Source organism: Paracoccus sp. S4493, assembly GCF_000967735.1.
Taxonomy (GTDB): Bacteria; Pseudomonadota; Alphaproteobacteria; order Rhodobacterales; family Rhodobacteraceae; genus Paracoccus; species Paracoccus marcusii.
This window is the reverse complement of the sequence record NZ_JXYF01000010.1, coordinates 112,924-131,932: the sequence shown is the minus strand read 5'-3', so window position 1 is coordinate 131,932 and position 19,009 is coordinate 112,924. Positions and strand designations below refer to the sequence as shown.

At 67.8% G+C, this 19,009-nt stretch carries 21 protein-coding genes and 1 tRNA gene; 11 read left to right on the top strand and 11 right to left on the bottom strand.

The window, feature by feature from the left end:
• Positions 1-39 precede the first annotated feature (39 nt).
• Genes TW83_RS03145 through TW83_RS03135 form a run of 3 tightly spaced genes read left to right on the top strand, consistent with a single transcriptional unit; the run spans position 40 to position 2,853 of the window.
• Complete coding sequence (locus TW83_RS03145) at positions 40-1,341, top strand: ABC transporter permease (RefSeq protein ID WP_045981302.1); 1,302 nt, start codon at positions 40-42, stop codon at positions 1,339-1,341.
• Positions 1,342-1,345: 4 nt separating this feature from the next.
• Positions 1,346-2,296 (top strand): ABC transporter permease, encoded by a 951-nt coding sequence (locus tag TW83_RS03140; RefSeq protein WP_045981301.1) that lies wholly within the window; start codon positions 1,346-1,348, stop codon positions 2,294-2,296.
• Positions 2,293-2,853 carry a hemerythrin domain-containing protein gene (locus tag TW83_RS03135; protein WP_045981300.1) on the top strand — a complete coding sequence of 187 codons (561 nt, stop codon included), beginning with the start codon at positions 2,293-2,295 and terminating at the stop codon, positions 2,851-2,853. The genes TW83_RS03140 and TW83_RS03135 overlap by 4 nt, the downstream gene beginning before the upstream one ends.
• An 86-nt stretch (positions 2,854-2,939) precedes the next feature.
• Here TW83_RS03135 and TW83_RS03130 read toward each other — a convergent pair whose 3' ends face one another.
• The 10 genes from TW83_RS03130 to TW83_RS03085 all read right to left on the bottom strand — a co-directional run bounded on the left by TW83_RS03130 (position 2,940) and on the right by TW83_RS03085 (position 11,423).
• The gene (locus tag TW83_RS03130; RefSeq protein ID WP_045981299.1) at positions 2,940-3,884 is read right to left on the bottom strand and encodes an AEC family transporter; all 945 of its coding nucleotides are present in this window, start codon (positions 3,882-3,884) and stop codon (positions 2,940-2,942) included.
• Entirely contained in the window at positions 3,881-4,687 is an 807-nt protein-coding gene (locus TW83_RS03125; RefSeq protein ID WP_045981298.1) for an MBL fold metallo-hydrolase, read from the bottom strand. Before TW83_RS03125 ends, TW83_RS03130 begins: the two co-directional genes overlap by 4 nt.
• Entirely contained in the window at positions 4,684-5,478 is a 795-nt protein-coding gene (locus TW83_RS03120; RefSeq protein ID WP_045981297.1) for a TatD family hydrolase, read from the bottom strand. The genes TW83_RS03125 and TW83_RS03120 overlap by 4 nt, the downstream gene beginning before the upstream one ends.
• A gap of 3 nt (positions 5,479-5,481) precedes the next feature.
• Positions 5,482-6,591, bottom strand: a complete 1,110-nt coding sequence (locus tag TW83_RS03115; protein ID WP_045981296.1) for a DNA polymerase III subunit delta' — start codon at positions 6,589-6,591, stop codon at positions 5,482-5,484.
• Complete coding sequence (gene tmk, locus TW83_RS03110) at positions 6,588-7,184, bottom strand: dTMP kinase (protein WP_045981295.1); 597 nt, start codon at positions 7,182-7,184, stop codon at positions 6,588-6,590. The genes TW83_RS03115 and tmk overlap by 4 nt, the downstream gene beginning before the upstream one ends.
• A complete protein-coding gene (locus TW83_RS03105) occupies positions 7,184-8,338 on the bottom strand; it encodes a D-alanyl-D-alanine carboxypeptidase family protein (protein ID WP_045981294.1) in 1,155 nt (384 codons plus the stop codon). Before TW83_RS03105 ends, tmk begins: the two co-directional genes overlap by 1 nt.
• Positions 8,339-8,426: 88 nt before the next feature.
• Positions 8,427-8,999, bottom strand: a complete 573-nt coding sequence (locus TW83_RS03100; RefSeq protein WP_045981293.1) for a thymidine kinase — start codon at positions 8,997-8,999, stop codon at positions 8,427-8,429.
• Between the two features lie 111 nt (positions 9,000-9,110).
• On the bottom strand, positions 9,111-10,352 hold the full coding sequence (locus TW83_RS03095; protein WP_045981350.1) for a DEAD/DEAH box helicase: 1,242 nt from the start codon (positions 10,350-10,352) through the stop codon (positions 9,111-9,113).
• Between the two features lie 386 nt (positions 10,353-10,738).
• A complete protein-coding gene (gene dtd, locus TW83_RS03090; RefSeq protein ID WP_045981292.1) occupies positions 10,739-11,188 on the bottom strand; it encodes a D-aminoacyl-tRNA deacylase in 450 nt (149 codons plus the stop codon).
• 7 nt (positions 11,189-11,195) lie between these two features.
• Complete coding sequence (locus tag TW83_RS03085) at positions 11,196-11,423, bottom strand: hypothetical protein (protein ID WP_045981291.1); 228 nt, start codon at positions 11,421-11,423, stop codon at positions 11,196-11,198.
• A gap of 111 nt (positions 11,424-11,534) precedes the next feature.
• Here TW83_RS03085 and TW83_RS03080 point away from each other — a divergent pair, with 111 nt between their 5' ends.
• Positions 11,535-11,786 (top strand): DUF2312 domain-containing protein, encoded by a 252-nt coding sequence (locus TW83_RS03080; protein ID WP_042248738.1) that lies wholly within the window; start codon positions 11,535-11,537, stop codon positions 11,784-11,786.
• A 30-nt stretch (positions 11,787-11,816) separates the two neighbouring features.
• Here TW83_RS03080 and TW83_RS03075 read toward each other — a convergent pair whose 3' ends face one another.
• The gene (locus tag TW83_RS03075) at positions 11,817-12,692 is read right to left on the bottom strand and encodes a hypothetical protein (protein WP_045981290.1); all 876 of its coding nucleotides are present in this window, start codon (positions 12,690-12,692) and stop codon (positions 11,817-11,819) included.
• Between the two features lie 229 nt (positions 12,693-12,921).
• Between TW83_RS03075 and TW83_RS03070 the strand changes: the two genes are divergently transcribed.
• From TW83_RS03070 to TW83_RS03040, 7 genes are all read left to right on the top strand, one after another.
• The gene (locus TW83_RS03070) at positions 12,922-14,514 is read left to right on the top strand and encodes an iron ABC transporter permease (protein ID WP_239441274.1); all 1,593 of its coding nucleotides are present in this window, start codon (positions 12,922-12,924) and stop codon (positions 14,512-14,514) included.
• A 30-nt stretch (positions 14,515-14,544) separates the two neighbouring features.
• Positions 14,545-14,619 (top strand) — tRNA-Thr (locus TW83_RS03065).
• A 155-nt stretch (positions 14,620-14,774) separates the two neighbouring features.
• Entirely contained in the window at positions 14,775-14,981 is a 207-nt protein-coding gene (locus tag TW83_RS03060; RefSeq protein WP_042248736.1) for a cold-shock protein, read from the top strand.
• Between the two features lie 100 nt (positions 14,982-15,081).
• Positions 15,082-15,897: a TIGR00282 family metallophosphoesterase gene (locus tag TW83_RS03055; RefSeq protein ID WP_045981289.1), complete on the top strand. Its 816-nt coding sequence runs from the start codon at positions 15,082-15,084 to the stop codon at positions 15,895-15,897.
• Between the two features lie 102 nt (positions 15,898-15,999).
• Positions 16,000-17,784, top strand: coding sequence for an SLC13 family permease (locus tag TW83_RS03050; protein ID WP_045981288.1), 1,785 nt, complete (start codon positions 16,000-16,002; stop codon positions 17,782-17,784).
• Between the two features lie 122 nt (positions 17,785-17,906).
• Positions 17,907-18,134 carry a hypothetical protein gene (locus tag TW83_RS03045; RefSeq protein WP_045981287.1) on the top strand — a complete coding sequence of 76 codons (228 nt, stop codon included), beginning with the start codon at positions 17,907-17,909 and terminating at the stop codon, positions 18,132-18,134.
• 124 nt (positions 18,135-18,258) lie between these two features.
• Entirely contained in the window at positions 18,259-19,002 is a 744-nt protein-coding gene (locus tag TW83_RS03040) for a YebC/PmpR family DNA-binding transcriptional regulator (RefSeq protein ID WP_045981286.1), read from the top strand.
• The last annotated feature ends 7 nt before the right edge of the window (positions 19,003-19,009 follow it).

Sequence of the window (19,009 nt, the reverse complement as noted above, 5' to 3'; positions counted from 1 at the left end):
GCATCCGGGGGCGGCGGACCTGACTGCCCGGGGAACGACATGGCCGACGCCGCACTTGATCCACATGCCGCCATCGCCACCACCGCATCCGGTGTGGGGTCTGGCACGCTGACGACCGCCGACGGAATGCCGCTGGCCCGCGCCCTGGCGCACAGCCAGCGCCGGGCGCGACGGCGGGCCTTTCTGCTGGTTCTGCCGCTGTTGGCCTTCATCCTGATCACCTTCGTGGTCCCGATCGGGCAGATGCTGGCGCGGTCGTTCCACAATGACGGCTTTTCCGCCAACATGCCGCAGGTCTCGGCTTGGTTCGCATCGACGGAGCCTGGCACCGCGCCCGACGACGCGGCCTGGACCGCATTGGCCCAGGACCTGATCGCCAGCGCCGATGCGCGCAGCATCGGGGTGGTGGGCACGCGGATCAACTATGACATGCCGGGAACGCGGTCGCTGTTCACTGCGACCGGGCGCCAGGTCCGCCGCGGGCTGGAGCCGCCCTATCAACAGGCCCTTCTGGAGATCAACGAGGACTGGGGCGACCCGCGCCTGTGGTCCGTCATGCGATCGGCATCGACGCCGGTCACGGCGAACTTCTATCTGGCAGCGGTCGACCGCACCCGGGACGAGGCCGGCAACATCCAGCAGGTCGCGGAACAGCAGCGGATCTATCTGACCCTGTTCTGGCGCACCTTCTGGCTGTCGGCGGTGATCACCGGCCTGACCTTCATCCTGGGCTTTCCCATTGCGCATCTGCTGGCGACGCTGCCCATGCGGAAGTCGAACCTGCTGATGATCCTGGTGCTGCTGCCGTTCTGGACGTCGCTTCTGGTGCGCACGACATCCTGGATGGTGCTGCTGCAGCAGCAGGGCGTGGTGAATGACGTCCTGGTCTGGCTGGGCGTGATCGGCGGCGGGCAGCGGTTGCAGATGATCTATAACCAGACCGGCACGATCATTGCGATGACGCATATCCTGCTGCCCTTCATGATCCTGCCGCTGTATTCGGTGATGCGGACCATCAACCCCGCCTATGTCCGTGCGGCGCGCAGCCTGGGCGCGACAAGCTGGACCGCGTTCCGCCGGGTCTATTTCCCGCAGACCCTGCCGGGCCTGGGGGCGGGGGCGATGCTGGTCTTCATCCTGGCGGTCGGATACTACATCACGCCCGCGCTGGTCGGCGGATCGTCGGGGCAGCTGATCTCGAACATGATCGCACAGCACATGACCGGCACGCTGAACTGGTCGATGGCGGCGGCGCTGGCGGCCCTGCTGCTGGGGTCGGTGCTGATCCTCTATTGGCTCTACGACCGCCTTGTCGGCGTCGACAACCTGAAACTGGGGTAAGCGAATGGCTGTTCCGACCTATGCAAGCCCGCTGGAGCGTGTCTGGCACTATACCTACCTGACGGTCTGCGCGCTGATCTTCGTGTTCCTGATCGCGCCGATCATCGTGATCATCCCGCTGTCGTTCAACGCCGAGCCCTATTTCACGTTCACCGACCGGATGCTGTCGCTCGACCCCGACGGCTACAGCATGCGATGGTATTCCAGCCTGCTGACCTTCGGGATGCAGAACCCGGATTCGACGGGCTGGGCCTTCTGGTCGGATGCCTGGGCGAATGCGAAATGGGTGCAGGCGGCCAAGAACTCGATCATCATCGGGGTATGTTCGACCATCGTGGCGACGGTTCTGGGGACGCTGGCGGCCCTGGGCCTGTCGCGGCCCGAGATGCCGTTCCGCAGGGCGATCATGGCGATCCTGATCTCTCCGATGATCGTGCCGCTGATCATCACGGCGACGGGGATGTTCTTCTTCTACTCGAACCCCTGCGAACTGCTGGCGCTGGTCGGGCTGTCGCCGGAATGCGGGCGGCTGGCAGGAACCTATCTGGGGGTGATCCTGGCCCATGCGACCCTGGGTATTCCCTTTGTGATCATCACCGTCACCGCGACGCTGGTGGGGTTCGATCAGTCGCTGAACCGCGCGGCGGCCAGCCTGGGGGCCAATCCGCGCACGACCTTCTTCAAGGTGACGATGCCGCTGATCCTGCCAGGCGTGGTGTCGGGTGCCTTGTTCGCCTTCGTCACCTCGTTCGACGAGGTCGTGGCGGTGCTGTTTATCGCCGGTCCCGATCAGCAGACCATTCCGCGCCAGATGTGGAACGGCATTCGCGAACAGATCAGCCCGGCCATCCTGGCGGTGGCGACGCTGCTGGTGATCTTCTCGATCGCGCTGCTGACCACGGTGGAACTGCTGCGCCGGCGGTCAGAGCGTATCCGGGGCGTCACGCCCCGATGACGCCTGAAGAGCTGGAGGACGAGGGCGCGCGTCCTGCGCCCCCGTCCTATCCCGCCATCACGCGGGCCGAGCGCGCACATGGCCGGCGCCTGGCCGCCATCCATGACATGTACCGGGCCGAACTGGACGGCGTGCAGCGGCTGCTGGTTCAGGTCCGGGCCGCGCAGGCCGATCCGTCCCTGGTCGCACCGGCGGTGGCCGGGACAGCGCTGGCGCGCAACATGGCGCAGTTCGGCACTGCCTGCGGCCGCGACTGCGCGCTTTTGCAGAACCACCACGACATAGAGGAGCAGTGGATGTTTCCGGTCCTTGCGGAGCGCGGCGGGTCGTCACTGGCGCCGGTGATCCGGCGGCTGAAGGCCGAGCATGAGGTGATCCACAGGCTGATCGGCGCGTTGCACGAGGCGGCACAGGCACTTGTCGCGGATCGGGGGACAGCGGCGCTTGATCTGTGTGCGGAGCGGTTCGCGGCGCTGGACCGAGCGATCCGGTCGCATTTCGGGTACGAGGAGCGTGCGCTGGAGGAGCCTTTGGGGGCGTTGCGCGTACCGATCTGAGGCAGGTTGCGTCCCGCGACGGCGGGGGGCCGGCCCCCCGCCCCCCCCGCCGGTGGGCCTGCGGCCCCCCGGACCCCCGCGACGCCTCAGGGCAGCAACGCCAGCCACATCCAGATCGTCAGCGTGGACAGCGCCGTGGCGATCAGCACGCTGGAGGCTGCGACACGCTTGGCCACGCCGTAGACATTGGCGAACAGATAAGCGTTCACGCCCGGGGCCATCGACGCCGTCAGCACGGCCGAGCGCATGCCGTCGCGGTCGAGATCCAGCGCCCAGGCCGTGCCGAAGGTGATCGCGGGATGCAGGATCAGCGATGCGGCGCAGCACAAGGCGATGGTCGCCATGTCGCCTTCAGGACGATAGCGATAAAGGACGCCGCCAAGGCCGAACAGTGCAGCGGGCAGGGCAGCGCGCGCGATCATGTCGGCAGCGTCCCAGAACCCCTGCGGCAGGGCCAGCCCCGCCTGCGACAGCAGGTTCACCGACAGGCCCGCGACGATGCCGATGACCAGCGAGGTGCGCAGCACCCCCGTCAGCGCACGCAGGGCCACGCGCCCGACCGACAGGCCGCTGCCGCGGGCGCGCGTGAACTCCATCACCGTGATCCCGAAGGTGTAGAGCATCGGCGAATGGATCGCGATGATCGCCCAGTTCCCGGCCAGCGCATCCGGGCCATAGGCGCGTTCCGTGATCGGTACGCCCAAGAGCAGCGTGTTCGAGAAAAGGCACACGAACCCGATCGCCACGCAGTCCACCGGCGGCCTGCCGAACAGGAACCGGGCGCCCCCCCAACCCGCCGCAAAGGCCGCGAAGGCGCCGGCATAGAAGGGGATCAGCAGCTGGGCGCGAAACTCGGTGCCCAGGTCCAGGCGCGCCATCGACACGAAGAGCAGCGTGGGCACGGCGAAGTTCTGCGCGAAATTCATCAGCCCGTCGACGCCGCTGGCCGAAAACCAGCCCCGCCACGCCACCAGATAGCCGAAGCCCACGATCAGGAAGACGGGCAGGATGATCGTGAACAGCGCCGTCATGTCGCGGCGGGCACGGTGATCTGCATGCCGTCGAAGGCGGGCTCGACATGGTCCGGGGTCTGGGCTGCGACCGCGGCATAGTCCATGTCGATATGCATGTTCGTCAGCACCGCGCGGGGGCTGCGCGCGCGGGCGATCCAGTCCAGCGACAGGGCCAGGTGGGCATGGCTGGGATGGGGTTCATGGCGCAGGGCGTCGATGACGAAGACCGGCGCATCCTCGATCAGCGGCCATGCGGCGTCGGGAATGTCCGACACGTCGGGCAGATAGACCAGGCCGCCGATGCGGAAGCCCAGGGCGGTGATCTCTCCGTGCTGGACGCGGAACGGGGTCAGGTTCAGCGGGCCACCGGGGCCGTCGATGGTGATCGGGCCGTCGATCGCATGCAGCGCGCAGATCGGGGGATAGAGGCTGCCCTCGGGCGTCTCGAACACATAGCCGAAGCGGGTCGTCAGCGCTTCGGCCGTGGGCTGATCGGCCCAGACCGGCAGGATGCGGCGCGCGTTGAAGACCAGTTGGCGCAGGTCGTCGATGCCGTGGACATGATCGGCATGGGCATGGGTATAGACCACGGCGTCCAGCGTCGCCACGCCCGCGTCCAGCATCTGCGGGACCAGGTCGGGGCCGGTGTCGATCAGCACCTGGGTGGTGCCGTCCGGCCCGTCGCGTTCGACCAGCAGCGAACAACGGCGGCGGCGGTTTCGCGGGTTATTAGGGTCGCAGGCGCCCCATCGGTTGCCAAGGCGCGGCACCCCGCCGGACGATCCGCAGCCCAGGATCGTGGCGCGGATCGTGTCGCTCATCGGGCGGCCTTCCAGAACAGGCGTTCGAAATTTGCCTCGGTCCGGGCGGCGAAATCGGGCAGGGACAGGCCGAACAGGTCCGCACCTACCGCGGCGGTATGGGCGACATAGGCGGGTTCGTTCCGGCGCCCGCGATGCGGGGGCGGGGCCAGATAGGGGCTGTCGGTCTCGACCAGGATGCGGTCCAGCGGCGCGGCCGTGAAGATGTCGCGCAGATCGGACGACCGGGGAAAAGCCGCGATGCCCGACATCGACAGGTAGAACCCCAGGTCCAGCGCCGCCTGCGCCAGCGCGGGGGTCGAGCTGAAGCAGTGCATGACGCAGGTATATTCGCCGGCGCGGTGTTCCTCGGCCAGGATGCGCGCCATGTCGTCATCGGCGTCGCGGGCGTGAATGATCAAGGGCAGGCGCGTCCGACGCGCGGCCTCGATATGAATACGCAGGCTGTCCTGTTGCGCCTGCGCGCTTTCGGCGGTGTAGTGGTAATCCAGCCCCGTCTCGCCGATGGCCACGAACTTCGGGTGATCGGCCAAGGCCACCAGCTGATCGACGGTGGCCATGGGTTCGTCCGCGACGCTCATCGGGTGGGTACCGGCGGCGTAGAAGACGCCGTCATGGGCCTCGGTCAGGGCGCGCACGGCGGGTTCCTGGCGCAGGCGGGTGCAGATGGTGACCATCCGCCCGACGCCCGCGGCACGGGCACGATCGATCAGGGCTGCGTGTTCGCCGTCGAAATCGGGAAAATCCAGGTGGCAATGGCTGTCGGTCAGCCGGAGGGCCGCATCGGTCATCGGTCAGGCCTTGGTCAGGGACGCTTGCGCGGGCGGCAGCTGCGCCAGTTCCAGCACCATATCCATGACCAGCGCGGCAGGGTCAAGGTTGACCGCCCGTCCCGTGCGGGCACGCGCCGACAGGCGGGCCTGCGCCTCGGCCCAGATGCGGGCGGCGTGGTCGTCGGGTGACAGCCGCGCCATCAAAGCCCCTTCGCCGCGCGCGGCCTGGGGCAGCGGCGCGCCCACCAGCCCCGCCCGCGCCAGCCGGGTAACGAAGCGGTCCAGCACGGTGATGGTCAGATCGAACGGGTCGCCATCGGCGCCCGCGCGCCCCGCGGCGCCATCGGCGAATTTGGATGCCGCCAGCCGGTCCAGCCGGGGCAGGGTGGCGAACAGGTCGACCAGGTCCTGATAGCGGTCAAGCCCCCCCTGGCCGGCCAGCCGCAGCGCCTCTCCGACCGATCCGTCGGACAGGGCCGACAGCGCCTCGGCATCCTCGTTCAGGCCCATGTCGGACAGGATCGCCGACATCTGTCGCGGCGGAAGCGGCGACAGGCGCAGCGTGCGGCAGCGCGACCGGATCGTGGGCAGCAAGCGTGCGGGCTGATGCGCGATCAGCAGGATCAGCGCATCCGACGGCGGCTCCTCCAGCACCTTCAGAAGGGCGTTGGCGGCGGGGATGTTCATCTCGTCGGCGGCATCGATGATCGCCACGCGACGACCGCCTTCGGCAGCCGAGAGGTGGAAGAAGGACAGCAGCTTGCGGATCTCGTCCACGGTGATCTCGGCGCGCAGGCGGCTGGTCTTGTCGTCCCAGGGGCGGCGGATCAGGGTTAGGCGCGGCTCGGACAGGGCGGCGATGCGGCGGGCCTCGGGCGTGTCGGGGTCGACGGCCAGATCGGCCCGCCCGCTCTCGGCCAGCAGCCAGCGCGCGATGGCCCAGGCCAGCGTCGCCTTGCCGACCCCGCGCGGCCCGGTCAGCAGCCAGGCGTGATGCAGCCGGTCGCCCTGCGCGGCCTGCAGAAACGCCGCCGCCGCCGCGTCCTGGCCGATCACGCGCGTCGCGTGACGCGGATGGGGTGCGCCCGGGACCCGGTCGGGTTCGGGAATGTCGGCGGCCTCGGTCTTCACAACGCGGCCATGATGCGGGCGGACACGTCCGCGGCGCTGCCTCTGCCGTCGATCAGCCGGACGCGGTCGGGATATTCGGCGGCCAGCGCGCGAAAGCCCGTGGCCAGCCGCTGCTGGAAGGCCAGCCCCAGGCTTTCAAAGCGGTCCTCGGCCCCGCCGCGCGCAGTGCCGCGGGCAAGCCCCGTTTCTGGGTCGATGTCGATGACGAAGGTCCGGTCCGGCTCGACCCCGATCATCAGCGCGTGCAGCCGGTCCACCATGTCCCGCAGGTCGCCCCGCGCGGCACCCTGATAAACGCGGGTGCTGTCGGCGAACCGGTCGGTCACGACGACATGGCCCGCTTTCAGCGCGGGTCGGATCGTGCGTTCCAGATGATCGCGCCGGGCGGCGGTGAACAGCAAGCATTCCGTCTCGGGCGACCAGCGTTCGCCCGCCCCCTCGACCAGCAGGCGGCGGATCTCCTCGGCGCCGGGGCTGCCGCCGGGTTCTCGGGTCAGCACGACCTCGCGGCCCTGCGCCCGCAGCGCGTCGGCCAGCAGGCGGGACTGGGTGGACTTGCCGCAGCCGTCAATGCCTTCCAGGCTGATCAGCATCAGCCGGTGACGGCGGTGATGGCACGCTGGCCAAGCTGCATCACGGCCCCCTTCATGCGGCCCACCAGCCCGGCCTCGGGGACGTCCTGCGTGGCGATCAGGGGCGTGACGGTGTCGCGCGTGCCGGGGATGGTCACGACCAACTGGCCAAGGCGGTCCCCCCGCGCGATGGGCGCGGGGACGGGGGAATCGTAGACCACCTCGACCTTGACCTGGTCCTGGACGCCGGCGGGAACCAGGACGTTGACGCCGTTCTGGGTGGTCAGGCCGACCCGCGACAGGGTGCCCAGCCAGACGGGCGCCTGCGCCACGTCCTCTCCGGCGGGGACCAGGGTGCGCATGCTGAATTCGCGGAATGCCCAGTTGACCAGGCGTTCGGATTCCTCGGCCCGGGCACGGTCGCTTGTCAGGCCGGTGATGACGAAGATGATGCGACGCCCGTCCTGGATGGCCGACCCGACCAGGCCGTATCCGGCCTCCTGGGTGTGGCCGGTCTTCAGCCCGTCGGCGGTCCATTCGCCCGTGCCGATGGACAGCAGCGGGTTGCGGTTGCCCGCGTTTGACGGCACGCGGCCCTTGTAGTTGAACGAGGTCATGGCGAAGTTCGGATAGAGATCCGGGAATTCCGTGATGATGTAGGTGGCCAGCAGACCCAGATCCTCCATCGACATGCGATGTCCCGGATCGGGCCAGCCCGAGGCGTTCGTCAGCGTCGTGTGGGTCAGTCCCAGCTGCGCCGCGCGTTCGTTCATCTGGCGGGCAAAGGCCTCTTCGGTCCCGGCCAGGCCCTCGGCCACGACGACGCAGGCGTCATTGCCGGAATTGATGATGATGCCGTGGATCAGGTCCTCGACCGAGGGGCGGTCGGCTGGTTCCACGAACATCTTGGACCCGCCCATGCGCCAGGCCTTCTCGGACACCGGAAAGGTCGTGTCCATGCTTACGCGCCCATCGCGCAGCGCTTCGAACAGCATGGTCAGGGTCATCAGCTTGGACATCGAGGCCGGGGGAAGCGGCGTCTCGGCGTTCTTCTCCATCAGCACGGTGCCGGTCTGGACGTCATAGACCCACGCGGCCGATGCTGTCGTGTCAAAGGCCCTGGCGGGGGCCGTCATGGCCAGCACGGCCGCCACCCAGATCAGGAATCCGCGCATGATAAGTCCCCCTAGGTTGTTTTCCATGATGGTTACATCAACCCAATCCGCCCCGCAACGCGCCATGGCCGGGGCGGGGCAATCGTGATCAGTTTCCCGTGGCCTCGCGCCAGTGCCTGCGGCAGAGCGAGACATAGGTCTCGTTCCCGCCGACCTGCACCTGCGCGCCCTCGGTGATCGCCTGTCCCGCCTCGTTGCGGCGGATGACCATGGTGGCCTTCTTGCCGCAGTGACAGATGGTGCGCACCTCGCGCATGTCGTCGGCCAGCGCCAGCAGGGCAGCGGATCCCGGGAACAGCATGCCCCGGAAATCGACCCGCAGCCCATAGCACATGACCGGAATGCCCAGGTCGTCGGCCACGCGGGCCAGCTGCCAGACCTGGTCCGCGGTCAGGAACTGCGCCTCGTCGACGAACACGCAGGCGGGGCGTGGCGCGGTCTGCGCCACCAGCGTCAGCAGGTCGGACGCGCTGTCAAAGGACAGCGCCTCGTCGGCGATGCCGATCCGGCTGGCGATGCGCCCCCTGCCGGCGCGGTCGTCCAGCGCCGCGGTCAGCAGCAGCGTCTCCATCCCGCGTTCGCGATAGTTGTAGGACGCCTGAAGCAGCAGCGTGCTCTTGCCCGCGTTCATCGTCGAATAGTTGAAATACAGCTTTGCCATGGTGCCCGGCCCATACCCGCGCGCATGACGCGCGACAAGCGAAAGCCGCCGGAGATTGCGCCCCGGCGGCCTGTTCGTCGTTCAGATACCCATTCCGCCTTGCGGCAGGGATCAGGCGGTGCGGCTCTTGGGCGCGCGCGACGGGCGGCGTGCCGGACGCTTGTGGGCGCCCCCGTCCATCGGCTTGCCGCGTCCGCGCTGTGCACCGCCGGCAGGACCCGCCGCTGCGGCCGCGGCGGCCGAGGGCACGTCGCCGCCGATCACGGGAATGGCGTTCTTCATCGCCTTCTCGATGGCGCGCAGCTCTCCCAGTTCGGCAGGCGAGCAGAAGGCCACGGCGCGACCGTCACGGCCCGCACGCGCCGTCCGGCCGATGCGGTGGACATAGTTCTCGGGGACGTTCGGCAGGTCGTAGTTGTAGACATGCGCGACCTCGGGGATGTCCAGGCCGCGGGCGGCCACGTCGGTGGCGACCAGCACCTTGGTCTCTCCCTTGCGGAAGGCCTCCAGCGCACGCTCGCGCTGGCCCTGGCTCTTGTTGCCGTGGATCGCAGCGACGGCAAAGCCCCACTTTTCCAGCAGCTTGGCCAGCTTTTCGCAGCCGTGCTTGGTGCGGCCGAAGACCATGGCCAGCTCGTTGGTGTGCTTGGACATGTATTCGGCCAGGAGGGTGGCCTTGTCGCCCTGGCTGACGAAGTGGACACCCTGTTCGATCTTCTTGGCGGCCTGGCCCGGCGGGTTGACGGCTACCTTGACCGGGTTGGTCAGGTAGGTGTCCGACAGCTCGGACATCAGCTTGGGCATGGTGGCCGAGAACATCAGCGTCTGGCGTTCACGGGGCAGCATCCGCGCGATCTTGCGCAGCGTGTGGATGAAGCCGATGTCCAGCATCTGGTCGGCCTCGTCCAGCACAAGATAGGTGGTGGCCTCCAGGCTGATCGCGCGACGCTCGATCAGGTCCATCAGGCGGCCCGGGGTGGCGATCAGTACGTCCACGCCACGCGACAGCCGCTCGGTCTGGGTGTTGATCGAGGCGCCGCCCACGACGCGGAACGACCGGATCGGCGTGCCCTCGGCATAGGCGTCGATGTTCGTCGCGATCTGGGTGGCCAGTTCGCGGGTCGGTGCCAGGATCAGCGCGCGGCAGGTCTTGGGGTCGGGCTTCTTGCCATAGTTGATCAGGCGGGTCAGCATCGGCAGGCCGAAGGCCGCCGTCTTGCCGGTGCCGGTCTGGGCCAGGCCCAGCACGTCGCGGCCCTGCACGATGGCGGGGATGCCCTGTTCCTGGATCGGGGTGGGCGTGGTCAGGCCCATCGCGATGATGTTGGCGTTGATGCGGTGGTCGATCCCCATATCCGCGAAGGGACCGGTGATGACGGGTTCGCGGGCGGGGGCGCGGCGGCCTTCGTTGGCCTGGATCGGCGGGCGGGCGGGGGTGGACTTGCCGCCACGGTTGGGGCGGCGGCGGGTGTTGTTCTGTTCCATCAGGATCTTTCGTCCCTTCCGTCCCCCGTATCGGACGAAAAGGCAGGGGCCCCGCGCAGGGCGCGGCCAGTGGCAGGGGTGCAGGCGCGATACGAGGATGCCTGCTGCCTCCCCGCGTGAATGGGAAACTGGATTGGGTGTCGGCGTCATCGGGCAGGGGCCCAAGGCTGCTCACGCGGCAGCGGACGGCGATGGGGGTCAGATGGGCGGAAATGACGTGAAAGTCAAGCCCCGTTAGGCACGGCCCTGGATGGTCAGGCGCGGTCGGCGCTGTCCATCCAGATCGTCACGGGCCCGTCATTGACCAAAGCCACCTGCATGTCCGCGCCAAAGCGCCCGGTTTCGGTGGCGACCCCCAGGTCGCACAGCGCTTGAGCGAAGCGTTCGTACAGGCGCCGGCCATCGTCAGGCGCGGCGGCCGAGGAGAAGCCGGGGCGGTTGCCGCTGCGCGTGTCGGCGGCCAAGGTGAACTGGCTGACGACCAGCGCCGTGCCGCCCGTGTCCAGCACCGACCGGTTCATCCGCCCCTGATCGTCGCGGAAGATGCGCAACCGCGCTACCCGCCCGGCCAGCGCCGCGGCGGTCGCGTCGTCGTCGCCCCGCATGGCGCAGGCCAGGATCAGCAGGCCCGGCCCCGTCTGCCCCACGATCTGGGCGTCGACGGTGACGCGGGCTTCGGTGACGCGCTGGATCAGGACCCTCATCGTCGGGTCACCGGGCCAGCACGATGCCGATCACGACCATCATCAGGCCGATGACCGATGCCGCCAGCGCACCCATGTTCACGGCCAGCACGCCGCGCATCTTCTCGCGCAGCGCCGCGTCGTCCAGGCCCCGCGCGCGGGCGCGGCTGACGGTCCAGATGCACCAGACAAGGGCGCCCAGCCCGATCAGGGTCAGGGCCGCGCCGCTCCAGATGATCCAGTCGAACAGGGTCATGGTCGTCTCCTTGCGCAAAGCGGGGTTTCGCGACCGTCCCCTAGCGGCGATTGCACCCCGCAACAAGACCGCCTAACACCCGGTGCAAACGCGCAAGAAGGGACGAATCCGATGCAGGACGATCAAGCCTATGGGGTGGCCGCGGACGAGCTGCGCCAGTTCATCGAACAGTTCGAGCAGCTTGAGGCCGAAAAGAAGGACATCGCCGAACGCCAGAAAGAGGTGATGGCCGAGGCCAAGGCCCGCGGATACGACACCAAGGTGATGAAGCAGATCATCGCCCTGCGCCGCCGCGACAAGGACGACATCGCCGAGGAAGAGGCGATCCTGGACATGTACAAGGCCGCTTTGGGCATGGTCTGACGCACCCGCCCCGGGGCCGCCCGCGCGGCCCTAGGGCAGGATGAACTCGACGCCCGGCAGGACCGCGATCTCGGCCACGTCGGCGCGATAGTTTTCCGTCACCTGATCGACCAGCTCCTGCGTCCAGCCCGGCAGGTCGACGGTCTGCTCCAGCACCTCGGGCAGGGCATGGGCGGCCAGGACGTCGGAATAGATCTGGCGGCGCTGCGCGACATTGGTCTGGTCGCGGCCCGCCATCGCGGCGCGCAGCTTCTCCATCCCGGACGGGCCCAGCAGGTCGAACATGTAGGGCATGTTTCCCGCCAGCGGCACGCCGTCGGGCAATGCGCCGATCAACCGCACCACCTCGGGCCAGATCAGCGGCACATCCTCGTGGCACCACAGGACCAGGCGGCGGCCCTGCACCGATCGGACCAGCTTCTGGATGGCCAGCCGCCAGCGCAGCTGCAGCGGATGGTTTCCCTGCATCAGGTCGTCATAGCCGCCGCCGCTGAACTGGGGCAGGACCTCGGCCAGCAGGGTGGCGGGATTGCGCATCGCCAGGAAGAACTCGGTCCGCGCCGACGGGAACAGCCGCGACAGCGCGGCCGCGCGCATGCCGATCTGCGGATAGAGCCCGTCGCGCCCCACGGCCCGGCCCGGCGCACCCATGAAGGTCGAGGTGGACATCACGATCCGCTTGGGATCGTCGCTTTCCAGCATCGCGTCCATCATGATCTGTTCCATCTCGGGCGTGGCGGTGCCGCCGTTCAGCGATGCCAGGGCCTCGTCGAACAGCCCACGGTGGCGGTTCGGGGTGACAACCTCGGTGCCGATGCCCTGCAGGGCGGCGCGGTTGTTCAGCAGCGTCTTGAGCAGGCGGTCGCGGTCGGTGCCGTGCACCCCCAGGTGGAAAACCATCTGCATCTGAACTGTCCCGTCTTTTCTTGGCCTTGCGGCGGGCAAGCCCACCCTGGTTGTGGCGCGCAGATTAACCGTCCGGCGTGGACAGTCAAACCGCTTTGGCATATCGCCCTTTGGCATGACCCGGACAGCCCCAGAACCGACCCGCAGCCGCCGTCACGATCATGCCCTGCGCCAGGGGGGCGGACGCGGATGGTCGGTCGCCGCGGTCCTGGTCGCGGGGCTGGTGCTGATGCCGGTCCTGTCGGTCGTCTGGCTGGCGCTGAACCCCACCGACAATATCTGGCCGCATCTGCTGTCCAGCGTCATGCCCCGCTATTTCGGCAACACGGTCGCGCTGACGGTGGGGACGGGACTGCTGGCCGCGGCGATGGGCACCGGGGCGGCCTGGCTGGTCAGCATGTACGACTTTCCGGGCCGCGGCGTGCTGCAGTGGCTGCTGCTGCTGCCGCTGGCGGTGCCCGCCTATATCGGCGCCTATGCGCTGGCCGATTTCCTGGATTATTCCGGCCCGGTCCAGATCGCCCTGCGCGGCTGGTTCGGGTGGGAGACGGCCCGCGACTACTGGTTCCCCCGCATCCGCTCGCTGGAGGCGGCGATCGTGGTGCTGGCCTCCGCCCTCTATCCCTATGTCTATCTGCTGACGCGCGCCGCGCTGCACGAACAGTCGGGCAGCGCATACGAGGTCGCGCGCGCCCTGGGCACCGGTCCTTGGGGCCTGTTCGCCCGCGTTGGCCTGCCGCTGGCGCGCCCGGCCATCGTGGCGGGATCGGCCATCGCGATGATGGAGGCGGTCGCCGATTACGGCGTCGTCAGCTATTTCGGGGTCCAGACCCTGAACACCGGCATCTTCACCACCTGGCTGGAGCGTCGGAACGCCGGCGGTGCCGCCCAGATCGCCTGCGCGATGCTGGCCATCATCGTGCTTCTGTCGCTGTGGGAACGCTTTGCCCGCCGCAACGCGCGCTATCACCAAAGCGCCCGGCAGCCGCGTCCGATCCAGCGTCAGCGCCTGCGTGCCCTGCCGGGGGTCCTGGCGACGCTGGCCTGCACGCTGCCTTTCGCGATGGGGTTCGTCCTGCCGGTGGGGGTGATCGCGACCTATGCGCTGGCCTATCCGCAGGGTTGGGTGTCGCCGGGGCTGGTGCGGGCCGCGTGGCACACGGTGTCATTGGGCGGTATCGCCGCGGTGCTGACGGTGCTGATGGCGCTGATCATGGTCTATGGCACGCGCCTGTCGGGGCGGGCGCTGCCGCGCCTGCTGATGCCGGTCACGACCATCGGCTATGCCGCGCCGGGGGCGGTGTTGGCGGTGGGCCTGCTGATCCCGCTGGCCGCGCTGGACCACCGGGTCGCGGACGGCTGGCTGGCGGTGACGGGCACCGATCCGGGGCTGATCCTGACCGGGACGGGCACGGCCATCGTGCTGGCCTATCTGGTCCGTTTCTTCGCGATCGGGCAGGGGGCGATCGACGCGGCCTTCACGCGGGTGCCGCCCTCGCTGCCGATGGCGGCGCGGTCGCTGGGGCGCGACAATGCCGGGGTGCTGCGCGCGGTCTATCTGCCGATGATGCGCGGGTCGGTGGGGGCGGCGCTGCTGCTGGTCTTCGTCGATTGCGTCAAGGAACTGCCCGCAACGCTGCTGCTGCGCCCGTTCAACTTCGAGACCTTGGCCACCCGCACCCACGAACGCGCCAGCCTGGAGGATCTGGGCAACGCCTCGCCCGCGGCACTGCTGGTGATGGCCGTGGGGCTGGCCGCGGTCGCGCTTCTGGCGCGCACCAACCTGGGCGGTGCCAGACGCACGAAGCCGCCGCTTGCGTAACATCGGGCGGCTTGGTAATCGGACGACGATGCCGGCTTAGCTCAGTGGTAGAGCGTCTGATTTGTAATCAGGGGGTCGGGGGTTCAAATCCCTCAGCCGGCACCAAGTTTCCCTTGCATTAAGGCCCTGTCCCCCCTATCTAGACATGGCTACGTTAAATTCTCTGCATCCTGTCTGCTTCTGCCTTCAGTCTGCTTTGTTAATCTGACGGCCAAGCCACCGCATACTGCGGGTGGAACACTAAGACAGGAGATCTCACGATGGCCAACGGCACCGTGAAGTGGTTCAACAGCACCAAAGGCTTCGGCTTCATTCAACCGGAAGGCGGCCGCCAGGACGTTTTCCTGCACATCTCGGCTCTCGAGCGCGCGGGCCTGTCGGCTCCGGCCGACGGCCAGAAGGTGACGTTCGAGCTGGAGCGTGGCCGTGACGGTCGCGAATCGGCAACGAACGTTCAGTTCGTCTGATCCGACGCCTTACGGCGACGATATGAAAGGGCTGCCGCAAGGCAGCCCTTTTTGCATGTGCGCGCTTGAGGCCGCACGCAGATTGGCATAGCAGACCCCCATGAAAATTCTGTTTCTTGGCGATGTGATGGGCCGTTCAGGCCGTCGAGCGATCACCGAACGGCTGGTGGGGCTGCGCGCCCGGCTGAAGGCCGATCTTGTCGTGGTCAATTCGGAAAACGCAAGCGGTGGGCGCGGCCTGACCGCGGGTCACGCGCAGCTGCTGCTGGAGGCGGGGGCCGATTGCCTGACGCTCGGCGACCATGCCTTTGATCAAAAGGACATGCTGGCCTTCATCGACCGCGAACCGCGGATCGTGCGCCCGCTGAACTTCGCGCGCGAGGCGCCGGGCCGCGGCCACACGATCATCAGCGACCAGCGCGGGCGCAAGGCGCTGATCGTGCAGGCCCTGGGCCAAGTGTTCATGTCGCGTCCCTATGACGATCCGTTCTCGGCGCTGGACGGCGTGCTGCGCGCCCATCCGCCGGGCGGCATGGTGCAGGCCGCCCTGGTCGACATCCACGCCGAAGCGACCAGCGAAAAGATGGCCGTGGGTCATTTCTGCGACGGGCGCGCCAGCCTGGTGGTGGGCACCCACACCCACGTCCCCACGGCCGATGCGCAGGTCCTGCCGCGCGGAACGGCCTATCTGACCGATGCGGGAATGTGCGGCGACTATGACAGCGTGATCGGCATGGACAAGGCGGAGCCGCTGCGCCGCTTCATCACCGGCATGGTCCGCGACCGCTTCGTGCCCGCCGAAGGCGAGGCTACGCTGTCCGGCGTGCTGGTCGAGACGGACGACCGCACGGGGCAGGCGCGCAGCGTCCAGCCGGTGCGCGACGGCGGTCGGCTGGCGGCCACGCATCCGGCCTGACCCGCCGGCACCGTTTCAACTTTCGCTTGCGGCAGCGCAGAAAACTGCTCTACACCCCGATGTCGGGGCCGCATCCGGGCCGTGTGACGAGACAGGATCTTCATGCTTGGCTTTGAACTGACCGGCACGACCGCTTCCGTTGCCATGCTGATCATCGTCAGCATCACCTTTGTCCTCTTCATCCGCGAAAAGCACCCGCCCGAGGTCATCGCCATCGCCTCGGCGGCGACGATGATGGTGCTGGGGCTGCTGCCGGTCGAGGATGCGGCGGGGGTGCTGTCGAATGCCGCGCCCTGGACGATCGCCTTCATGTACCTGCTGATGGGCGGCCTGATGCGGACGGGGGCGTTGGACCTGATGTCCAGCATCGTATCGGCCCGCGCCGACACCAATCCGATGCTGGCCGTGGCCAGCCTGTTCGGCTTCGTGATCGTTGCATCGGCGGTGATGAACAACACGCCGGTCGTCGCGGTGATGATCCCGATCTGCATCCAGCTGGCGCTTCGGCTTGGAACAACGCCGTCCAAACTGTTGATGCCGCTTAGTTATTTCACGTTGATGGGGGGCATGATCTCGTTGATCGGCACCTCGACAAACCTGCTGGTCGACGGGGTCGCGCGCGAACGTGGGATGGAGCCCTTTACGATCTTCGAGATCGCCCCGGTGGGCATCGCCATCACCCTTGCCGGGATCGCCTATTTCCTGCTGATCGGGCGCAAGCTTCTGCCCGAACGCACCTCGCTGGCCGGCTTCTTGGGGTCGCGCCGCGAGATGAAGTACTTCACCGAGGTCGCGATCCCCGAGGATTCGTCCCTTGTCGGCCAGACCGTGACCGAGGTGGCGCTGTTCAAGCGCGACGCGGTGCGCCTGATCGACGTGCTGCGGGGCGACGCGTCGCTGCGCCGCAACCTGCCCGAGGTCGTGCTGGCCCCCGGCGACCGCGTCGTCCTGCGGTCGGAGATGTCCGACCTGCTGGAGATGCTGGACAACAAGAACCTGCAGATGCTGGACAAGCTGGGCTCGGTCGCGACCGAGACGGTCGAGGTCCTGATCTCGCCGGGCTGCCATCTGATCGGTCGCCGCCTTGGCGACCTGCGCCTGCGCCGCCGCTATGGCATCTATGTCCTGGCGGCGCACCGGCGGAACCAGAACATCGGTCGCCAGTTGGACGACCTGGTGGTGCGCGTGGGCGACACCCTGCTGCTGGAGGGCGCGCCAGAGGATATCGGCCGCCTGGCCACCGACATGGAGATGGTCGACGTCTCGCGCCCCTCGGCGCGCGCCTATCGGCGCAATCGCGCGCCCATCGCGATCATCTGCCTGCTGGCCGTGGTGACGCTGGCGGCCCTGAACGTCGCCCCGATCCTGGCGCTGTCCTTCCTGGCGGCGGCGGTGATCCTGATCACCCGCTGCGTCGACGCTGAAGAGGCGTTCTCTTTCGTGGACGGCCGCCTGATGGCGATGATCTTCGCCATGCTGGCCGTGGGCGAGGCGTTGGAACATACGGGGACGGTCAACCTGATCGTCGACTTCCTGGCGCCGCACCTGATGGACCTGCCGCCGTTCCTGACCCTGATCGCGGTCTATTTCCTGGGCCTGATCCTGACCGAGGTTCTGTCAAACAATGCGGTCGCCGTCCTGCTGACGCCCATTGCCATCGCGCTGGCCACGACCCTTGGCCACGACCCACGACCCTATGTCGTGGCCGTCATGTTCGCGGCGACCGTCGCCTTTGCGACGCCCATCGGCTATCAGACACACATGATGGTTTATGGGCCGGGGGGATATCGGTTCTCCGACTTCGTCAAGGTGGGCGTCCCGCTGGACATCATCTGCGGGATCGTGGCTTGTCTGATCATCCCCCTCCTGTGGCCGCTGGTCCCCTGACGCCTTGCGCTTGCCGCGACTGCAATGCTGCCATGCAGCATCGGCGGTTGCGATCGGGGGGCAAAACCCCGATCTAGTGCGCAGGGGAGGAAACGACTTTGTCCTATGCAAGGAGTTTCCACATGGCGACCATCGCTTCTGTCGATCACAAATCCACCGGTTTCTCGGCCGGCTCGCTGTTGGCGCCGTTCCGTGCCGTGGGCCGCTTCATGATCGCTTTGGCCGAGGCAAGCCCGCAGATGCGCGCGCTGAACCGCCTGAGCCAGATGTCGGATGCCGAACTGTCGGCCAAGGGTCTGACCCGCGACGGCGAAGTCCGCCGCATCCTGGGCGGTTCCGCCGCGCTGTAAGGCGCGCCCGATCACCGGACGACCACCGCGCGGCCCCTTGGGGCCGCGTTTCGCATTGCGATGGGGGTGCCCGCTGGACTAGAAGCGGGCCATATTCCAGTTTCCGCACGAAGGACGACCCGACATGGCAGGGCATTCCAAATGGGCCAACATCCAGCACCGCAAGGGCCGGCAGGACAAGCTGCGGTCCAAGCTGTTCTCCAAGCTGGCGAAAGAGATCACCGTGGCCGCCAAGATGGGCGACCCCGATCCTGAAAAGAACCCGCGCCTGCGCCTGGCCGTCAAGGAGGCCAAGTCGAAATCCGTCCCCAAAGACGTGATCGATCGCGCCATCAAGAAATCGCAGGGCGGCGACGCCGAGACCTATGACGAGATCCGCTATGAGGGTTACGGCCCGAACGGGATCGCGCTGGTGGTCGAGGCGATGACGGACAACCGCAACCGCACCGCGTCGAACGTGCGCAGCTATTTCACCAAGTCGGGCGGCGACATGGGCCAGACCGGTTCGGTCAGCTTCATGTTCGACCGGGTCGGAGAGATCGTCTATCCCGCATCCGCTGGCGATGCCGATACGGTCATGCTGGCCGCGCTGGAGGCCGGGGCCGACGACGTCGAATCCGACGAGGAGGGCCACTGGATCTATTGCGCCGACACCGCGCTGAACGAGGTGTCCAGCGCATTGGAGGCGTCCTTGGGCGAATCCGACACTGCCAAGCTGATCTGGAAGCCGCAGGCGCCCACCGAGGTCACCGACCTTGAGACCGCGCAAAAGCTGATGCGCCTGATCGACACGCTGGAGGATGACGACGACGTCCAGACCGTCACTGGCAATTTCGACATCTCGGAAGAGATCGCGGCGCAACTGTAACCGCCGT

Bases quoted from the DNA above. Each gene is read 5' to 3' on its own strand.
- TW83_RS03145 (WP_045981302.1), top strand. From the start codon at position 40: ATGGCCGACGCCGCACTTGATCCACATGCCGCCATCGCCACCACCGCA.
- TW83_RS03140 (WP_045981301.1), top strand. From the start codon at position 1,346: ATGGCTGTTCCGACCTATGCAAGCCCGCTGGAGCGTGTCTGGCACTAT.
- TW83_RS03135 (WP_045981300.1), top strand. From the start codon at position 2,293: ATGACGCCTGAAGAGCTGGAGGACGAGGGCGCGCGTCCTGCGCCCCCG.
- TW83_RS03130 (WP_045981299.1), bottom strand. From the start codon at position 3,884: ATGACGGCGCTGTTCACGATCATCCTGCCCGTCTTCCTGATCGTGGGC.
- TW83_RS03125 (WP_045981298.1), bottom strand. From the start codon at position 4,687: ATGAGCGACACGATCCGCGCCACGATCCTGGGCTGCGGATCGTCCGGC.
- TW83_RS03120 (WP_045981297.1), bottom strand. From the start codon at position 5,478: ATGACCGATGCGGCCCTCCGGCTGACCGACAGCCATTGCCACCTGGAT.
- tmk (WP_045981295.1), bottom strand. From the start codon at position 7,184: ATGCTGATCAGCCTGGAAGGCATTGACGGCTGCGGCAAGTCCACCCAG.
- TW83_RS03105 (WP_045981294.1), bottom strand. From the start codon at position 8,338: ATGCGCGGATTCCTGATCTGGGTGGCGGCCGTGCTGGCCATGACGGCC.
- TW83_RS03100 (WP_045981293.1), bottom strand. From the start codon at position 8,999: ATGGCAAAGCTGTATTTCAACTATTCGACGATGAACGCGGGCAAGAGC.
- TW83_RS03095 (WP_045981350.1), bottom strand. From the start codon at position 10,352: ATGGGGATCGACCACCGCATCAACGCCAACATCATCGCGATGGGCCTG.
- dtd (WP_045981292.1), bottom strand. From the start codon at position 11,188: ATGAGGGTCCTGATCCAGCGCGTCACCGAAGCCCGCGTCACCGTCGAC.
- TW83_RS03085 (WP_045981291.1), bottom strand. From the start codon at position 11,423: ATGACCCTGTTCGACTGGATCATCTGGAGCGGCGCGGCCCTGACCCTG.
- TW83_RS03080 (WP_042248738.1), top strand. From the start codon at position 11,535: ATGCAGGACGATCAAGCCTATGGGGTGGCCGCGGACGAGCTGCGCCAG.
- TW83_RS03075 (WP_045981290.1), bottom strand. From the start codon at position 12,692: ATGCAGATGGTTTTCCACCTGGGGGTGCACGGCACCGACCGCGACCGC.
- TW83_RS03070 (WP_239441274.1), top strand. From the start codon at position 12,922: ATGCCGGTCCTGTCGGTCGTCTGGCTGGCGCTGAACCCCACCGACAAT.
- TW83_RS03060 (WP_042248736.1), top strand. From the start codon at position 14,775: ATGGCCAACGGCACCGTGAAGTGGTTCAACAGCACCAAAGGCTTCGGC.
- TW83_RS03055 (WP_045981289.1), top strand. From the start codon at position 15,082: ATGAAAATTCTGTTTCTTGGCGATGTGATGGGCCGTTCAGGCCGTCGA.
- TW83_RS03050 (WP_045981288.1), top strand. From the start codon at position 16,000: ATGCTTGGCTTTGAACTGACCGGCACGACCGCTTCCGTTGCCATGCTG.
- TW83_RS03045 (WP_045981287.1), top strand. From the start codon at position 17,907: ATGGCGACCATCGCTTCTGTCGATCACAAATCCACCGGTTTCTCGGCC.
- TW83_RS03040 (WP_045981286.1), top strand. From the start codon at position 18,259: ATGGCAGGGCATTCCAAATGGGCCAACATCCAGCACCGCAAGGGCCGG.